The following is a 16,959-nucleotide window of genomic DNA, read 5'->3' on the forward strand; positions in this document are numbered from 1 at the left end:
CCCCACTGAGGATGTGGCGTTGGACTCACACAGACGCCCCCAGAAAGCCAGTGTCGTATTTGCGTCTCCGTATGCCAGTTACCCCACTAGCTCAACGACAAGGCGTCCGCGTGATTGACCGCTTAGCACGTCCTGTACGGCATCGGGCACGGCATCGAGGTTAACGACCTGGTAGGTCATCCGCTCCAGCAGGTCATCCGTTAGCAAGGCATCGAGACGGGTCCAGGCGGTGCGGCGGCGATCGTTTGGACAGGTGTTGGAGTCGATTCCGAGCAGATTTACCCCGCGCAATATGAACGGCAGCACGGTGGTATTTAGATGATGACCGCCTGCGTTTCCAAATGAGGCGACGCTGCCGTGGCGCTTCAGCCGTGCAATGATAGTAGCGAGCGTGTCGCCGCCCACCGCATCAATAGCCCCGGCCCACTCGCCCGACTCCATCGGACGGCTTGGGCCTTCGCTGAACCGGTCGCGATGCACAATGCGGTCGGCTCCCAATGTGCGCAGGTAGGCATGCGCATTTTCGCTTCCGGTAGATGCTACTGTGGTATGACCGGCCTGTGCCAACAACGCCACGGCCATGCTGCCCGCGCCTCCTGATGCTCCTGTAACCAGAATGTCGTCGCCGGGCGTTATGCCGTGCTCTTCGAGCGCCATCACCGAGAGCATTGCTGTAAAGCCTGCCGTGCCAATAACCATGGCCTGATGAGGGGACAGGCCGTCAGGCAGAGCCACCAGTTGATCGGCGCGCACACGAGTTTCTTCCGTGTAGCCGCCCCACACGTCTTCGCCCAGCCCCCAGCCGGTGCCAATGACCCGATCGCCGGGCTCCCACTGATCGCTCTCACTGGCAAGCACCTCGCCGACCAGATCAATGCCGGGCACGATTGGAAAGTCGCCCCGAATGATGGGAGCGCTATTGGTGACAGCCAGCGCGTCTTTGTAGTTGATGCTGGAGTACAGCACGCGCAGATGGGTATCACCCTCAGGCAGATCCGATGCGGTGAGCGACTCTAAACGCGGAGCTGCGCCATCGTCGGTTTGGTGCAAACGTAAAGCGCGAAAAGTAGACATAGCAGCAGCGGTATAATGAATAAAACAGACAGGTGGTGTTTTGTCACACTTGAATGTTATGGTCCAACATTGTCATCGCGAGGAGGGAGTCGTGCGACTGAAGCGGCGCTGTGAGCGCAACGAACGAGTACTCTTGGGGTGCGATCTCATGCCGTTGATTGGGCGGCTGCACCCGGCCTGATGGCATGAGATCGCGTCGCTCCGCTCGCAATGACAAGATTGTGAGTTATTCTCGGTACGTTAGGTGGCCATGTGTTACCCGAAGATTGACCTGTGACACAGTAGTAGGCGGAGGCGATTAGCATCCGTCTTCTTTGACGACTTCGCCTTCAATGACCACGGTACACGCGTTGGTTACGTACTCGAACGGGTTCCCATCGAATAGAGCCACATCGCCGTGCTTGCCTGTTTCGAGGGTCCCCACCGAATCGTCTTGTCCGATGATCTCGGCAGCGGTGCGGGTGATGCTGGCCAGTGCGGCTTCGTGTGGGAGTCCATTCGCGGCAGCAACAGCTGCTTCAAAGAGCACGATGCGTGTTTTGGGTACGTACGCTTCGTATCCACTCTGAATAGCGACCGGAATGCCAGCCTCATGCAGGTCGGCGGCTGTTGTGAGCGCCGCGTTTTCGGCATCGCCCCCCGGACGAATCATGGTCGGATGGAGCACAACAGGAATCCCCGCTTCGGCAATTTCGTCGATGACGAGATATGCCTCGGCGCCCCCTTCGAGCACAAGATTGAATCCAAACTCATCGGCAAGGCGGATGGCCGTGAGGATGTCATGGCTGCGATGCGCCTGAATGAAAGCAGGCACCTCGCCATCAAGCAAGGCCACGAGCGCCTCCATCGACAGGTCGCGTCCGCGTTCGTCTTCGGGCGTATCGCGGAAGCGCTCAGCTTGCAGCAGCATGTCGCGGAGCATGGCTGCGCTTTTTGCACGAGTACCCGGAGAACTGAACTGATACGTTGCTCCTGTACCGAGTGTCATTGACAACGCCGTATAGGCATCCCGAACAGCCGCTTCGGCAGTAGGGCCCGTCGTTTTGAAGGTGGCAGTCTGCCCGCCAATAAGCGCACCGGGGCCATGTCCAGTATGCACGGTGGTGATGCCCTGGTCGCGCACAAAATCAACCAGTTCCTCTTTGGCATTGTATGCATCAATGGCGCGCAACTCCGGCTGCATCGGCGCCGACGTGTCGAGTTGGTCCTGGTCGGCGTCTACGTTATAGATGCCACTAAACCCCATGGTGCCCCGTGGATCGACAAGTCCAGGGGTAGCTACGGTTCCTTCGTGAACTGTGGCATTGGCCGGAATATCCACGGCATCGGCGGGCCCCACCTCAACGATGGTGTCGTCTTCGATTAGCACCACGCCGTTGACAATCGGATCGCCAGTCATGGTGTGCACGGTATCGGCCTGAATGGCCACCTGTGCGGATGCAGGTGCAACAGCAAGGATACCAGCAAGCACACTGGCAAAGAAAAGGAAACTATATCGGTTTATCATGACAACAAGAGACTTCATAGAAAGCAGGAGGCAGTGGGAGGCGGTGAGTTACTGATGCACATCGTGCACATGCTGCATCACACCGTCGAAGACGCGAAATCCGCCGGTGAAGTACGAACGGTCGTCCTCGTTGCTACGGTCGTAGACGCGCACACCCTCAATCCACGTTTCGTTGACGTGGGTGTACGTGCTTAGCGGGTCGCCCGAGAGCAGAATGAAGTCGGCATCTTTGCCGGGCTCCAACGACCCGATGCGGTCTTCGAGTCCCATTTGCCGGGCACCAGCCAACGTGAGCGACTCCAGCGCGGCGTCGCGGCTCATGCCTGCGCGCACCCCGATGGCAGCCGACCGCAAAAAGAGGCGCGAATCGGTGATGGGATCGTCGGTGTGGTATGCGACATCTACGCCGGCCTCATCGAGCACGCGTCCGTTCTTGAAGTACAGTTTGGCGGCTTCATGTTTGCCACCCGGCGAGTCGAGCGTGATGATGGATGCTGGAATGCCTGCTTCGGCGATTTCATCGGCTACGCGCCATCCTTCGCTTACATGGTGTAGTACGACCTCAAAGTCAAACTCGTCTTGCAAACGAAGCACCGTCATGATGTCGTCGTGGCGATGCGTGTGAAAGTGCACAATGCGTTCGCCGTTGAGCACCTCCACCAGCGTTTCCATGCGCAGGTCGCGGTCGGGGGATTCACCGTTATCAAGCTGCTCGCGATACGCTTCGGCTTCTAAGAAAAGGGCCCGCGCATCGGCAGCGGCTTTTGCGCGCGTGCCAGGAAACGGCCCCGCATCGCGCTGCGGATTGGTACCGTTGGCCATTTTTACACCGCCGCAAATATGCTCGTACGTGCTATCGCACAACAGCAGTTCATCGATAGTGCCTCCGTGGCGTAGCTTTAGATATGTAGTTTGCCCACTCATCAAATGGCCCGATCCGGGTGTAATGTTGGCGGTCGTAATGCCACCTGCCCGCGCTCGCATGAGCCCTGAGTCGCGCACATTGATGCCATCAATGGAGCGCACGTCCGGATGCAGCGCTGCCGATCCATCGCCCCCTGACACGCCGCCGATGTGCGAATGCGTATCGACTAGCCCCGGCATGATGACCTGTCCCGAAGCATCCACCTCAACGGCGTTATCAGGCACCTCAACCGTACCCGATGCTCCTACAGCTACGATCTCGCCGTTATGGATAAGCACGTCCCCCTGATCAATCGGCGCATCACTGATCGGATAGACAGTAGCGTCACGAAATACATGCGGCTGCTCTTGCGCCTGCAGTGTGTCTTGGGCAACCAGAGCTATAAGCCCCGTAGCCACCATGAGCATTATGCCGAACTGTTTGTTTATCATGAGCATGCTGATTGTCTAAACACAAGAAAAACGAAGCGCTTCCGGGCAATGCCGTTCGTACATCTAAACGTAGGGATGGCACGACACAATCGCAATGAGATTGATGCAGGATCTGCCCACAACTCATAACATCGAATGTCCTGTTAGCCACGCTGCAGACTGCCAAACAGGAACGTAACAGGGTTTGTCAAGGTAGTATAGCATGCATCAGCGCGCCTCCACCTTTCGTCTTCAATACAGCCTGGAAGCGCTTTCGTGTTCGTCTGTTCGTTCTCATTAAATGCTCTGTCTGGTATGCCCGATACATCCACCGCCCCGGCCCCCGATTCTGTTACCGAGCCCGAAGATTTTTTGCCCATTCAGGGTACCGACTACGTTGAGTTTTACGTTGGCAATGCACGTCAGTCGGCGTTTCATTATGCCTATTTATTTGGCTTCGATATTATTGGATACCGTGGTCCCGAAACGGGCCATCGGGAAGCGGCCAGCTACCTGCTTCAGCAGAACAAAATCCGCTTTGTGCTGACGACCGCCATGCAGCCCAGCTCGCCGATTGCTCAGCACGTGCACACGCACGGCGACGGCGTGCGCGACATTGCGCTGTGGGTTGATGACGCAGCAAACGCGTTCGAGGAAGCCACCTCGCGCGGGGCCGTACCTATTCGCGAGCCCGAAACGCTATCCGATGAGCACGGCACGGTTGTCCGCTCTGCCATTGGCACCTACGGCGACACCATCCACTCCTTTATCGAGCGCGACGATTACGACGGACTGTTCTTGCCTGGCTTTGAAGCCTGGGACTACCCTGATTGGGAGAAGCCGGGCCCCGTTGGCCTGAAGTATGTGGATCACTGCGTAGGCAACGTGCATCGTGGCGACATGGACAAGTACGTGCAGTACTACGCCGACACGATGGGCTTTTACAACATGCTGCAGTTCACCGACAAAGACATCTCGACGGAGTACTCCGCGCTGATGTCGAAGGTGATGGCCAACGGCAACGAGCGCATCAAATTCCCGATCAACGAGCCTGCCGACGGGAAGAAAAAGAGCCAGATCGAGGAGTATCTGGAGTTCTACAATGGCCCGGGGGTGCAGCATGTAGCGATGGCAACCGACGACATTATCAGCACGGTGGCGCAACTGCGCAAGCGCGGCGTGCAGTTTCTGGATATCCCCGATAACTACTATAACAAAGAGGTGCTGCGCGAGCGCGTAGGCGACATCGACGAGCAGATCGACCAGCTGCAGGCGCTTGATATCCTCGTAGACCGCGATCCTGAAGGCTACTTGCTGCAGATCTTTACCAAGCCCGTGCAAGACCGGCCAACGGTGTTCTACGAGATCATTCAGCGCAAGGGCGCCCGCACGTTCGGCGAGGGAAACTTCAAGGCGCTCTTTGAAGCCATCGAGCGCGAGCAAGACCGTCGCGGGAATTTATAGCGCGAGCTGCTCCAGAGAGCCCCACGCATCCATTTGTATTCTACACACTCACCCTCAATCAACATGCCTCATTACACCCGTATGGGCGAGGTGCCCGACAAGCGCCACGTTCAATTTCGCCGTCCCGATGGAGAGCTCTACACCGAAGAGGTCATTGGGGCAGAGGGCTTCAGCGGCATCTCTTCAATTGCCTACCACATCCACCCGCCCACATTGGTGGAGAAGGTAGACGATCCTGTCGAATACGGCATCACCTATGCCGACGATGACGCGCTAAAGCATCGCCACATTGAAGGATTCAATCTAGAACCTGGCGGCGACTGGCTTTCGGGGCGCACGTACATCATGGGGAACCAGGATGTGCAACTGGCGCTTTGCCGCCCAACCGACGCCATGGACGGCTATTTCTACCGAAATGCGGCCGCTGACGAACTGATCTACGTGCACGAAGGCGCCGGTACGCTCGAAACCCCGCTTGGCAACGTAGACTTCACCGACGGCGATTACGTGCATGTGCCGCGCACGCTGGCGCACCGCTGGTCGTTCGACAACGACGTACAGCCGCGCCTGCTGGTGATCGAGTCGAACTCGGGCGTGCAGTTTCCCAGCAAGTACATGAACGAGTTCGGGCAGCTCTTAGAACGGAGCCCGTTTCATGAGCGCGATGTGCGTCCGCCCACCGAGCTCAACGTGATCGACGAGGAGGGGCCGTTCGAGTTGCGCATCAAGAAGCACGGAAAGATCCATTCCTACTGGATGCGCTATCATCCCTTCGATGTGGTGGGGTGGGATGGCTACATGTATCCGTATGCCATCTCAATCCACGACTTTGAGCCAATCACTGGGCGCATCCATCAGCCGCCACCCGTCCACCAGATGTTCGAGGCGCGCAACTTTGTGGTGTGCTCATTTGTGCCGCGTCTGTATGACTATCACCCGAAGTCGATTCCGGCACCGTACAACCACTCGAACATCGACTCGGATGAGGTACTATTCTATGCCGAGGGCGAGTTTATGAGTCGTCGTGGCATTTCGCGCGGATCGTTTTCCCTGCATCCAGGAGGTATTCCGCACGGGCCACACCCGGGCTCTACCGAAGCCTCTATCGGCAAGAAGGGAACCGAAGAGCTTGCCGTAATGGTGGACACGTTCCGCCCCCTGAAGCTCACACAGGCTGCGCTTGATCTGGAAGACACTAGCTACGTAGAGTCGTGGAAGCCCGAGTTGCATGCGCATGGCGATGGACAGGCGCAGGCCAATGAGCCGGCCCAGCCTTCTTGATATGATGTGCATACAACATGCAACCTTATTGCGATGGAGAGCGTCGCTGCGGCGCTCTCCATTTGCGTACAGTGCCCCTTCTGTGGATGCGCCGTGCATGATCGTTGAAAACACGGTCAAGCCCTTGACGATGTCGCCTATACCCCCTACCATGCGAGTGCTCTGTTGGGAACTACACTACGCTCTTGGCATTGGGTAGCCTCCAACACGCACAGTGCTGCATATTCCTCGGTAGCTCAATTGGTAGAGCATGCGGCTGTTAACCGCAGGGTTGCTGGTTCGAGTCCAGCCCGGGGAGCCTTAAGATAGACACAAAAAACGCGTTCCCTTGCCGGGAGCGCGTTTTTTTGTTTGATACGAGTATGTATACTGAAGCTAAACGACGGCGCCCCCTCAAGCTGATTTATTTGTAAGTGGTTGTTCCCCGTGTGCCTGTAACGCAGCCCCTTCGTCGGCTCGTGCTGAGATGCTTCACTGCGTTCAGCATGAGAAACATCAGCTGCCAAACAAGAAAAACGTGGAGAAGAGCGCCTTTGGAGGAAGAGGCCATTTAATGATTTACCACGACCTATCTTCTCATTGTGCAAGAGAAGTGTAAAACATAGAGATCGAGGCGTCATGAAAGACGCTCAAACCACATCTCGAAGAGATCGACACGTGGCTCAGGCATCATCATTAACGGCATCATCTTCAGTTCCTGCATCTTCTGATGTACTGCTGGACGCATCGGCAGCGTTTTGTGCGCCTGGAGCCAGCACCTGATAGGTAACTACCCCGCTCAACGCGGCCACTGTGCCTACAATGATAACCCCTTCTCGCATCGACCCATCTACGCTACGCCCAAGCGTAGACAACGCCTTCGTGTAGCCTGGCGCTCCGCTCGTCGTACCACGAGCCGCATCAGTAAGATAGTGAGCCGTTGCAGCCCCCGCAGCGCCTGCAGCACCAAGGGCAACAGTACGTTGAATCAGACGAAATAGCATGACTGTGTTGACAGGTTCATCCGACAAAATAACAGAATACATCGTCTAAGGTACAACACACGTCTCCCGATTGCGACCCAAAGTTCTTCATTCACCAAGTTCTTGCTATGATTCGTCCATTGCGGTGTTACAAGGTCGCAAAGCCCCCTACTGCTTCAGTGATTGTGGGGTCTTGGCACCCCTCTTGTACATACTAGCATACGCATGGTAACATGCAAAGATAAGCAAGATACGACTGCTTGTCTCGGTTACGACCCCGGCACATAACCACCCCGGCACGCCAACTTTTGTCACTAAACAGAACAACCGACTATGAGCGTACCAACCCCTGTGACCTCCGAGGATCGTCAGCATGAATACGACGCTCCATGGCGTCCGCAACAAATGATTGAAGAGAATCCAGTCAACATCTCAGACGAAGCGGTAGAGGCCCTCCTACCCAAGCTCGATGAGATTCTGGGTACGATGTGGACCATGTATCACCAGTACCACAAGCATCATTGGCTCGTGGAAGGCCCCCAGTTTCGCGATCTGCACCTCTTCTTTGAAGAGCATTATACGGAGATGCATAAGTACATCGACCGCATTGCCGAGCGCATTACGGCGCTGGGCGGGATTCCTACATGCGCCCCGTCGAACCAGGAAGCGCTCTCGCATGTGACGCACGAGCCCGAAGGCACCTATCGCCTCCGCGACATGCTTAAGCATGACCTGAAGGCTGAAGCCACGCTGGCTGAGCTCGTGCGCACCTCCATCGACATTGCACTCGAACACGGCGACCATGGCACCAAGCGCGAACTGGAGAAGGTCCTGACGCGCACCGAAGACCGGGCGCATCACATTGACCACTTCCTCGGCGAAGACTCTCTTGAACTGAGCATCACCGATGCCGAAGTTCAAACCGACACCACCAGTAAAGCACACGCATAATTCACACCCAATGCGTTAGCTGTGCCTGGCGCCTGACTACGCGTAGCGTACCCCCTGTTCGTGTTTTTCACGGGCAGGGGGTTTTTCTGTCACGCCCCACCCTCCAACAAGACGTTAACACACCTGAACGGAACGCTTGAAGTCAGATTGGCGTGTGTAGGACGCCAAATAGCCTATGCCTATCTTGCACGCATCCGTTGCCGCCCCATGAAGCGATTAGTTGTTGTCGAGTCGCCCACGAAAGCCCGTACAATCCGCAATTTTTTGCCCCGTGACGGATATCAGATTGAAGCCAGTATGGGGCATGTACGTGACCTGCCCGCCAAGGCCGCCGAGATTCCAAAGAAGTATAAGGACGAGGAATGGTCGCGACTGGGTGTGCGCGTTGATAATGGGTTTGAACCGCTCTACGTAATCCCAAGCAAAAAGCGCGATGTCGTTAAGCAGTTGCGCAAGGCCGTTAAAGAGGCCGATGAGCTTTTCATTGCTACGGATGAAGACCGCGAGGGCGAATCGATTGGGTGGCATTTGATTGAAGTGCTAAACCCCGACATTCCCGTGCGCCGCATGGTCTTTCACGAGATCACGCAAGAAGCCATTCAAGGAGCCCTCGAAAACACACGCGGTATCGACAAAAATCTGGTAGAGGCCCAGCAAACCCGCCGTATTCTCGACCGGCTTGTGGGCTACACCATTTCCCCCCTCCTCTGGCGCAAGATCAAACCCAAGCTCTCAGCCGGACGCGTGCAGAGCGTGGCGGTACGCCTCTTGGTGATGCGTGAAAAAGAGCGCATCACGTTTGTACCGGCGACCTACTGGGATCTGAAAGCCGAACTCGCCAAAGCGGGCCTTCCGTTTGATGCCGACATGACGCATCTCAACGACGTGCGCCTCGCGCAGGGCCGCGACTTTGATCGCGATACGGGACGGCTCAAAGATGACCTGGAAGTCGGCAAAGACGTGCTGTTGCTGTCCGAAGAGAAAGCTGCCCAGTTGGCCGAGACGCTTCCCCACACGCCGTGGCGCATTGCCGACATTAAGACGCGCACCCGCACGAAAACCCCACCGGCCCCGTTCATTACCTCGACGCTGCAACAGGAGGCCAGCCGAAAGCTCGGCTTCACCGCCAACCGGACCATGCGCGTGGCGCAAAAGCTGTACGAAAACGGCTACATCACGTACATGCGTACCGACTCGAAAAACCTCTCGAAAGAGGCCATTGCCGCCAGTCGTAAAGCCATCGAAGGACGTTATGGCGCTGAGTACCTAAGCGATAGCGTACGCACGTACACCTCCTCGAAAGATGCGCAAGAAGCCCACGAAGCCATTCGCCCCGCCGGCAATGCCATGAAAACGGGTGAAGAGAACGGCCTATCGGGACAACAGCGCAGGCTCTACGATCTGATCTGGGAACGCACGGTATCCACGCAAATGGCCAATGCCCAGATTGAGTACACCAACGTGTACATCGATGCAGGCACGGATGACATCGCGCGCTTCCGTGCTTCGGGCAAACGCATCCTTTTTCCGGGCTTCTTCCGTGCCTACGTGGAAGGCAGCGACGACCCCGAGGCCGACCTCGAAGACCGCGAACGCCCGCTACCTGATCTGTCGATTGGCGACCAAGCCGTTCCTGCAGAGACCTCTAACGATGGCCTCTCCATTCGCTCATTAGAGCCAATCGGACACGAAACCAAACCGCCATCGCGCTACACCGAGGCCTCGCTTGTCAAAATGCTGGAGGAGGAAGGCATCGGGCGCCCCTCCACCTACGCCTCAATTATCAGCACCATCCAGCGGCGTGGCTACGTACGCAAAGAGAGCAGTGCATTAGTGCCCACCTTCACCGCATTCGCCACCAATAATTTAATGGAGGCGCAGTTCGATCCCCTGGTGGATGTGCACTTTACCGCCGAGATGGAGGAGATTCTCGACCACATTGCTACCGGCAAAAAAGAGCCCGAACCGTACCTGCGCGACTTCTTCTTGGGCGAAGGCGGCGTACAGCCCCGCGTAGAAGATGGCCAAGAAAAGCTCGACCCGCGAGCGATTTCCACAATCGACTTTCCCGACCAATGGGCTCCATACGTGGTGCGTGTCGGAAAATACGGCCCATACGTGGAGGGGCCGCTTGAAGATAGCGACGACCCCGAAGAGACCGTAACCGCATCACTTCCAGAAGACCTCTCACCGGGCGATACAACGCGCCAGAAGCTCAAAGACATTCTGGAGGAGGCGAACAAAGGCGACCAAGTGCTCGGCATTCATCCCGAAGCGGATATGCCCGTATTGCTTAAGTCGGGACCGTATGGCCCGTACATGCAGCTTGGCGAAGACGACCAGCCTGGCAAACCCAAGCGGGTATCGCTCCCCCCCGGTGTGGATTCTGCTGAAGTAGACTTTGAACTAGGACTGCAGATCATTGATCTGCCCCGCGAGTTGGGCACCCATCCGGAAACAGGCAATGTGGTCGATGCCGCAATTGGCCGGTACGGTCCGTATGTGCGCCACAAAAAGCCGAATGCGCGCGACACGTACGCCTCGCTCAAAAAGACCGATGATGTGCTTACCGTGGAGCTCGATCGGGCGCTGGAGCTTATCAACAAGAAAGAATCGAAAAACAAACCGCAACGCACGCTTGGCGAGCACCCCGAAACCGGCAACGTGATCGAGGTCTGGGATGGGCGTTACGGACCGTACGTAAAACACGACGGCACCAACGCCTCGCTTGGCGACGACCAAACCATTGAGAAGCTTACCCTGGAGGAAGCCGTAGAACTGCTCAACGCGAAAGAAAGCAGCTAAGTGGGTCCACACCAAAGAATCTTTGGTAGCGGTTCAATGTTAAATGATTGCCTGTGGTTTACATCATCGCAATCTGCTCAAACCCCCTCTGTCTGCCGACATCTCCCCCTTGGCCAAGGGGGAGAAACCCGTAGGGAGAGGGGGTTCGAAGAAGAGAGAGCTGCTGCATTCAATTGCTTTATCATTTAGCGTCTATCCACTACCGAATCTTTGAGCATGTCATTGCGAGGAGCGCCACGTCGGTCGCAGGCCCCCTCCTCGCAATGACAATGTTAGACCACATCATTCAGATGTGACGGAGTACTACTGTTGTGTCACACGTGATTGTTTGGGTGCGGGGATCGTGCCAACCTCTGTGCCCCCCTCCAAAAAACCTGTCATGGTGAGCGCCCTGACCGCAGGGAAGAAGTGCTTTTAGAGTGCACGCGACGGGCCCAGCCCGGAGCACGTCGAACCATCTCCTCGACGTTCAGCAGGCTCTGGGCGATTGAACGGCCCTGCCTGTTTCGGGGGAGATCTTTATTCGCTACGCTCATCAGTCGCTGCGCTCGTGTCAGGACTCCGCCCCTGCTAGACGCAGTTGCTCCGCTCAAGATGACAACATTAAAACGGGGCGCGTTGCAACCCGAAGATTGACCTATGACGGAGTACTAAGTGACCTCAACAATGGTTTTGGGGATTGCCGGGTGGATTCCCCTCCATCCTATCCTTCCTCCCCGAGGCTAGTCTATGCACACAACTCGAGATGGTGATAATCGTTGATCACGGGTTGCAATCTGGACTTGTTGTTGACTGTTGTTGACGGGATCATCAACGGATTGGCCAGAACGAGGGACGGCGCCAGTGGGACCTCGTGCGGCCGATGCCTTTTCTGGATCCTGGATCGCGCTCGCAGGCTCGTTTGCCTGTCCTGAACTCGATTCAGGATCTGGATGACGTTCGGGAGAGAGGCATTTGGGTTGAAAGGGAGCTTTCGTCTCCCAGCACCGTCCCCCCGACACGTCATCCTGAACTTGATTCAGGATCCATTCCCCCGACTATTCCCCCGAGCAGACGCCCAGATGGGTTCTTGTTGTAGGATCCAACAGTCTCTCATTGAACAGGCGGTGGAGGAAACCAACGTTAAATAAACAACATAGTGAAGAAAAAGTTATGTGCAAGGACTAGCTCCCCGAGGAGGAAGGAACCGTGAAAGAGATTCCTCAAGTCCCCCTCAGAGGAGCTACGGTTTATACAGATTGGGAAGGACCTCGCACACATGCCGACAACACTCGCTTCGCAGATCCTCACGCCTGCTGGAACGCTCCAGCATCCCTAATCCACCACCGGGTTTCTTTACCTCGGGGGGTACGTTGGACGCAGAGCGTCCATTTGTCCGCCGCGACGCAGAGGGGCCGAAGGTCATGCCCCGGTTGTACATCGCGACGAGGACGCAATCGGGAGTTCGCTCCGGTTGCGTTGTGTATACACCATAGCTCAGAGGAGGGGGATTTAGGGGGAGGGATTCCATAGAGCCATATATCAATTACTTATGTAAAACGTGACACCGTGCGGATGAGAGCGTGTATTAAGAATGTCCGGGCGTACATGATGCCGCTTTGAAACGCACAAAACCCCAACTTCGTGCCTGTCTTTACTTACAACACCATTACCCCAGCGGCCAGTCCAAGTCCAATGCCGTTGGCGACCATATCGCGCCAGCTAAAGCGTCCGGTGGGTCCCCAGTAGCGGTCGTATGTTTCTTTGGCCACGCCCACCGCGAATCCAGAGGCCAGCGCGTACGGGATGGCCGCGTCGTGCGACAGCGACGTTTTTTCGACCAGCACGTACTGTGAGCTGAGCGTCCACAGAAAACTATACGTGACGTGTAGTGCCTTGTCGCGAGCGAGCCAGCGATCGGAGAACGTGCGGCTGCGGGCGGCGCTGGGCCGGTAGTACAGCACCGCAGCCCGGGCCGTTGTGGGCAACGGGGCCGCTGAAGCCGGTGCTGGGGATGCTGTGTCTACAGGGGACGGTACGGCGTGCGCTGCGTCGGGGGGAGCCGGTGTTTGGGCCAGGGCATCGGATGCATGGAACGGGAGGAGCCCGCACAATAGCACGAGCCCTCCAATCCAATGCCGTACAGGCACCAGCGCGATTAGCATGCGGGTTATCCCATGAACCGGTGCGTGCCGTTTACAGAACACCTGTGGCATATCCGATGATGATGACGAGCACAACGAGCGGGAGGATGTAGCGAATCATGAACATCCACACCGTAAGGACGCGGCTGCTTAGATTGCTGCCCTGCAAGAGCTCTTGTGCAGCTTCGTCGGCGCCCCAAATCCAGCCAATAAAGATGCTTAGGAAGAATGCTCCCAGTGCCAGTCCTACGCTTCCAACGTAGTAGTCCATGAAGCTGAGGAAGTCGCGTTCGCCGAAGAAGCCACCTTCGCCCAAGAAGTCAACAGCGCCCTGTGAAAGGGCCGAGGGGATGGCCATGATGAACACAAGTCCACCGATAATGAGCACCGATTTGTTGCGCGACCACTCTTGTTCATCGACAAAGTAGGATACGACGACTTCGAGCAGCGAGATGCTGGACGTGAGCGCCGCGATGGAGAGTAGGATGAAGAATGTAACGCCCACGACGCTGCCAAGTGGCATTTGGCTGAACACTTCGGGCAGTACAACAAAGACCAGTGCGGGCCCGGTGGTTGGATCTACGCCGATTGCAAAGATGGCGGGAAAGATCATGAACCCGGCCATCAGGGCAATCATGGTGTTAAAGATCACGACATAGATGCCAGAGGTCGCAATATTCTCTTTTTTAGAGAGATACGACCCGTAGGTAATCATCGCCCCCATGCCCAGACTGAGCGTAAAGAAAGCCTGTCCGAGAGCGGCAATGACGATGTCGAGCGTTAGGCCTGAGAAGTCGGGGACGAGGTAGAAGGAAATGCCCTCGCCGGCGCCTTCAAGGGTGACGGATCGGAAGATGACGAGCAGGATGAGCACAAAGAGGATGGGAAGCAGAATCTTCGACCATCGCTCAATGCCTTGCTCTACGCCGCCCACGACCACGAGCAAGGTGAGAGCCAGAAACACCGCCAGCAGACTAATGACTAGCACGGGCGATGCCGCAAATTCCTCGAAGCCCATTCCGGGGGCAATAACATCTTTGACGGCGTACCCGACCGCCCATCCGGCGATGACGCTGTAGTAGCTTAGAATAATAAACCCAGCAAGCACACAGAATGCCCCAACAAGGAGCCACACCGAGCGCTTGCCTACGATGGCTTCGATGGCGCCGACGGGGTTGCGTTGGCTGTTGCGCCCCAGCGCCAGCTCGGCGTACAGGTACGGCATCCCGATGCAGAAGATGAACAGCAGGTAGACCATGACGAAGGCACCGCCTCCGCCCTCTCCGGCGAGATAGGGGAACCGCCAGATGTTTCCAAGTCCAATTGCGGAGCCGGCAGCAGCGAGCACGAAGCCAATGCGCGAGCCCCACTGTTCGCGAGCGGGCGTATCGAGCGATGCCATAAACGTCGTTAGGTCTGTATACAAAAGAGCAACGGGAGCGAAAAACGGACGCAGCGCGCCCTTTCGACAGAACCGAGCCAATCCGGCACCCTGTCATATAGGCGAAAAGTTAAGCGCGCCACACGCCGTCTGCAATCATCGGCGCTGTTTCCGGTTGGTTATATTGACGAAGAATCGTTCAATTCATGGTAGTTACTCCACCTGTCATTACAGGACAGGGCGATATTTCCTGGTATGTGGAGCCACATAGATGCCCGATGCAAAGGCGGTAGACGGTGTGTCGTGTCGTGGGGCTGGTGTATTGTTACATCGAAATGGGGTAGATTGGGGTGCCTGATGCCTCTCTTTTCTTTAGTTTTGGTGGAAACTGATGCGCTGTTATATCTGCGGAATTGTGGGCGATGCGTTCTCTGTTTAGATGCGTTCGCTCTTTACATTCACCCTCTCAATTCGTACGCTGAATCTAACGCTAGGGGTGCCCCACCTGGGGCTGAGATGATACCCTTTGAACTTGACCCGGCTTGCACCGGCGGAGGGAAGTGGGCTGGCCTGTTTGGTCGGGCATCGCTAGCGGATCTCGTTTTGTATCACGCTGCGACATTTGCCGACTATGGACACGCTTCGTCTTGGCCTCGAATGGTTCTTAAACCCCGATCACGCGCCTCTTCTCGTCGCGCAAGAGCACAACTGGTTTGCCGAAGCCAGCATTGATCTCGACATCATTGAACCTGACGCTCATATGGATGCGGTGGAGGCCATTGAGGCCGGCACCCTTGACTTTGCCATCACCGAGCCCCTGCATCTTGTTGAAGACCGCGCAGCAGGCGAATCGGCTATTGGATTTGCGCGTTTTCTGCATACCAATGGCGGTGTCATGTACCTGCGCAACTCCGGCATCACGCGTCCGCGTGACATGGCCGGCACCCGTATCCAGTACCCCGGTGCTCCGGGTCCGGGCGGACCGGCTATTGTGGGCACGATGATCGAGCACGACGGCGGGACGTTCGAGCCGGATGACTTCACTCCGGTCAATAATAGCTTCTACCACACGGATGCCCTTGCCAAGGACAACGCGGATGTCGCTACGCTCGTGTTCTACAATTTTGAGGTGGTAGAGGCCCGGCACCGTGGGCTGGATGCCGACTTCTTTGCGCTCAAAGACTGGGGGGTGCCCGACTTTTGCCAGTTGGTGCTCGTCACTACTCCGACGCATCTGGAGGCGCGCCGCGATGTATTCAAGCGCTTCTTGCGCGTCCTGCGGCGCGGCATCGATGCCATACACCAGCGTCCAGAGGAAGCTGAAGCCATCTACCACCGTCGCGCGGATGTGGCGCCCGATGATGCGCTGACGCCCAAGACGTTTGCGGCGACCCTCCCTTGCTTTACGCACGACTTTACCATGGCAAGCGCGTACTACCAAACGCTCGAAGACTGGCTGGTACGAACGGGGCTCATTGACCAGCGAGCAGGAGCCACGGCGTACTGGACAAACGACCTGGCGCTGCCGGTACAGTAGTACTCTGTCACAGGTCAATCTTCGGGTTGCAACACCCCCGTCTTAATGATGTCATCTTGAGCGGAGCGGCTCCGCCTAGGAGACGCGGAGTCCTGACACGAGCGGAGCGACTGACGAACGCAGTGAGTAAAGATCTCCCACGAACTGGGCAGGGCTGTTGGTTTGCCAGTAGCTGCTGAGCGCCGAGGAGATGTTTCGACGCGCTTCGGGCCCTGGGGGCCCTCCGCTTGCTCAACATGACAGAACATTTGGGTTGAGATGCTTCAACGCGAGTCCACTCCATACCCTAACATTCAGATGTGACACAGCAGTAGTACTCTGTCACAGGTCAATCTTCGGGTAATGCACATGCCTCCTAACGTATCGAGAAAAACCCACACCCTTTGTCATTGCGAGCGGAGCGACGCAATCTCATGCTATCAGACCGGATACAGCCGCCCAATCAACGACATGAGATCGCCGCGTCAGTCGCAGGGCTCCCTCCTCGCGATGACAATGTTGGACCCTACCATTCAGGTGTGACAGAGCAGTAGTACTGT

General features: G+C 56.7%; 11 protein-coding genes, 1 tRNA gene and 1 riboswitch. Of the genes, 6 read left to right on the forward strand and 6 right to left on the reverse strand.

Annotation, left to right across the window (positions count from 1 at the left end; all coding sequences use genetic code 11):
• Positions 1-78: 78 nt before the first annotated feature.
• The 3 genes from ACZ5AL_RS10500 to ACZ5AL_RS10510 form a co-directional block, all read right to left on the reverse strand.
• On the reverse strand, positions 79-1,074 hold the full coding sequence (locus ACZ5AL_RS10500; protein ID WP_464510325.1) for an MDR family oxidoreductase: 996 nt from the start codon (positions 1,072-1,074) through the stop codon (positions 79-81).
• Between the two features lie 298 nt (positions 1,075-1,372).
• Positions 1,373-2,599: an amidohydrolase family protein gene (locus tag ACZ5AL_RS10505; protein WP_464510326.1), complete on the reverse strand. Its 1,227-nt coding sequence runs from the start codon at positions 2,597-2,599 to the stop codon at positions 1,373-1,375.
• A gap of 30 nt (positions 2,600-2,629) precedes the next feature.
• Complete coding sequence (locus ACZ5AL_RS10510; RefSeq protein ID WP_464510327.1) at positions 2,630-3,937, reverse strand: amidohydrolase family protein; 1,308 nt, start codon at positions 3,935-3,937, stop codon at positions 2,630-2,632.
• Between the two features lie 294 nt (positions 3,938-4,231).
• Here ACZ5AL_RS10510 and hppD point away from each other — a divergent pair, with 294 nt between their 5' ends.
• The 3 genes from hppD to ACZ5AL_RS10525 all read left to right on the forward strand — a co-directional run bounded on the left by hppD (position 4,232) and on the right by ACZ5AL_RS10525 (position 6,959).
• Positions 4,232-5,380 carry a 4-hydroxyphenylpyruvate dioxygenase gene (hppD, locus tag ACZ5AL_RS10515; protein WP_464510328.1) on the forward strand — a complete coding sequence of 383 codons (1,149 nt, stop codon included), beginning with the start codon at positions 4,232-4,234 and terminating at the stop codon, positions 5,378-5,380.
• A gap of 63 nt (positions 5,381-5,443) precedes the next feature.
• Complete coding sequence (locus ACZ5AL_RS10520; RefSeq protein ID WP_464510329.1) at positions 5,444-6,661, forward strand: homogentisate 1,2-dioxygenase; 1,218 nt, start codon at positions 5,444-5,446, stop codon at positions 6,659-6,661.
• Positions 6,662-6,886: 225 nt separating this feature from the next.
• Positions 6,887-6,959 (forward strand) — tRNA-Asn (locus tag ACZ5AL_RS10525).
• A 364-nt stretch (positions 6,960-7,323) separates the two neighbouring features.
• Here ACZ5AL_RS10525 and ACZ5AL_RS10530 read toward each other — a convergent pair.
• Complete coding sequence (locus ACZ5AL_RS10530; RefSeq protein ID WP_464510330.1) at positions 7,324-7,644, reverse strand: hypothetical protein; 321 nt, start codon at positions 7,642-7,644, stop codon at positions 7,324-7,326.
• Positions 7,645-7,956: 312 nt separating this feature from the next.
• On the opposite strand from ACZ5AL_RS10530, the gene ACZ5AL_RS10535 reads away from it, so the two are divergent.
• Positions 7,957-8,574, forward strand: a complete 618-nt coding sequence (locus tag ACZ5AL_RS10535; RefSeq protein ID WP_464510331.1) for a ferritin-like domain-containing protein — start codon at positions 7,957-7,959, stop codon at positions 8,572-8,574.
• Positions 8,575-8,781: 207 nt separating this feature from the next.
• Positions 8,782-11,379 (forward strand): type I DNA topoisomerase, encoded by a 2,598-nt coding sequence (gene topA / locus ACZ5AL_RS10540; protein ID WP_464510332.1) that lies wholly within the window; start codon positions 8,782-8,784, stop codon positions 11,377-11,379.
• Positions 11,380-13,016: 1,637 nt separating this feature from the next.
• Here the strand turns inward: topA and ACZ5AL_RS10545 are convergent.
• Positions 13,017-13,523: a hypothetical protein gene (locus ACZ5AL_RS10545; protein ID WP_464510333.1), complete on the reverse strand. Its 507-nt coding sequence runs from the start codon at positions 13,521-13,523 to the stop codon at positions 13,017-13,019.
• A gap of 31 nt (positions 13,524-13,554) precedes the next feature.
• On the reverse strand, positions 13,555-14,904 hold the full coding sequence (locus tag ACZ5AL_RS10550) for a sodium-dependent transporter (RefSeq protein WP_464510334.1): 1,350 nt from the start codon (positions 14,902-14,904) through the stop codon (positions 13,555-13,557).
• Between the two features lie 461 nt (positions 14,905-15,365).
• Positions 15,366-15,459, forward strand: a riboswitch (TPP riboswitch).
• Positions 15,460-15,514: 55 nt separating this feature from the next.
• Here ACZ5AL_RS10550 and ACZ5AL_RS10555 point away from each other — a divergent pair.
• A complete protein-coding gene (locus tag ACZ5AL_RS10555) occupies positions 15,515-16,420 on the forward strand; it encodes an ABC transporter substrate-binding protein (protein ID WP_464510335.1) in 906 nt (301 codons plus the stop codon).
• The last annotated feature ends 539 nt before the right edge of the window (positions 16,421-16,959 follow it).

The organism is Natronotalea proteinilytica, assembly GCF_055379935.1.

Excerpts from the sequence above, each read along its gene's own strand:
- ACZ5AL_RS10500 (WP_464510325.1), bottom strand. The coding sequence starts at position 1,074 with ATGTCTACTTTTCGCGCTTTACGTTTGCACCAAACCGACGATGGCGCA.
- ACZ5AL_RS10505 (WP_464510326.1), bottom strand. The coding sequence starts at position 2,599 with ATGAAGTCTCTTGTTGTCATGATAAACCGATATAGTTTCCTTTTCTTT.
- ACZ5AL_RS10510 (WP_464510327.1), bottom strand. The coding sequence starts at position 3,937 with ATGATAAACAAACAGTTCGGCATAATGCTCATGGTGGCTACGGGGCTT.
- hppD (WP_464510328.1), top strand. The coding sequence starts at position 4,232 with ATGCCCGATACATCCACCGCCCCGGCCCCCGATTCTGTTACCGAGCCC.
- ACZ5AL_RS10520 (WP_464510329.1), top strand. The coding sequence starts at position 5,444 with ATGCCTCATTACACCCGTATGGGCGAGGTGCCCGACAAGCGCCACGTT.
- ACZ5AL_RS10530 (WP_464510330.1), bottom strand. The coding sequence starts at position 7,644 with ATGCTATTTCGTCTGATTCAACGTACTGTTGCCCTTGGTGCTGCAGGC.
- ACZ5AL_RS10535 (WP_464510331.1), top strand. The coding sequence starts at position 7,957 with ATGAGCGTACCAACCCCTGTGACCTCCGAGGATCGTCAGCATGAATAC.
- topA (WP_464510332.1), top strand. The coding sequence starts at position 8,782 with ATGAAGCGATTAGTTGTTGTCGAGTCGCCCACGAAAGCCCGTACAATC.
- ACZ5AL_RS10545 (WP_464510333.1), bottom strand. The coding sequence starts at position 13,523 with ATGCTAATCGCGCTGGTGCCTGTACGGCATTGGATTGGAGGGCTCGTG.
- ACZ5AL_RS10550 (WP_464510334.1), bottom strand. The coding sequence starts at position 14,904 with ATGGCATCGCTCGATACGCCCGCTCGCGAACAGTGGGGCTCGCGCATT.
- ACZ5AL_RS10555 (WP_464510335.1), top strand. The coding sequence starts at position 15,515 with ATGGACACGCTTCGTCTTGGCCTCGAATGGTTCTTAAACCCCGATCAC.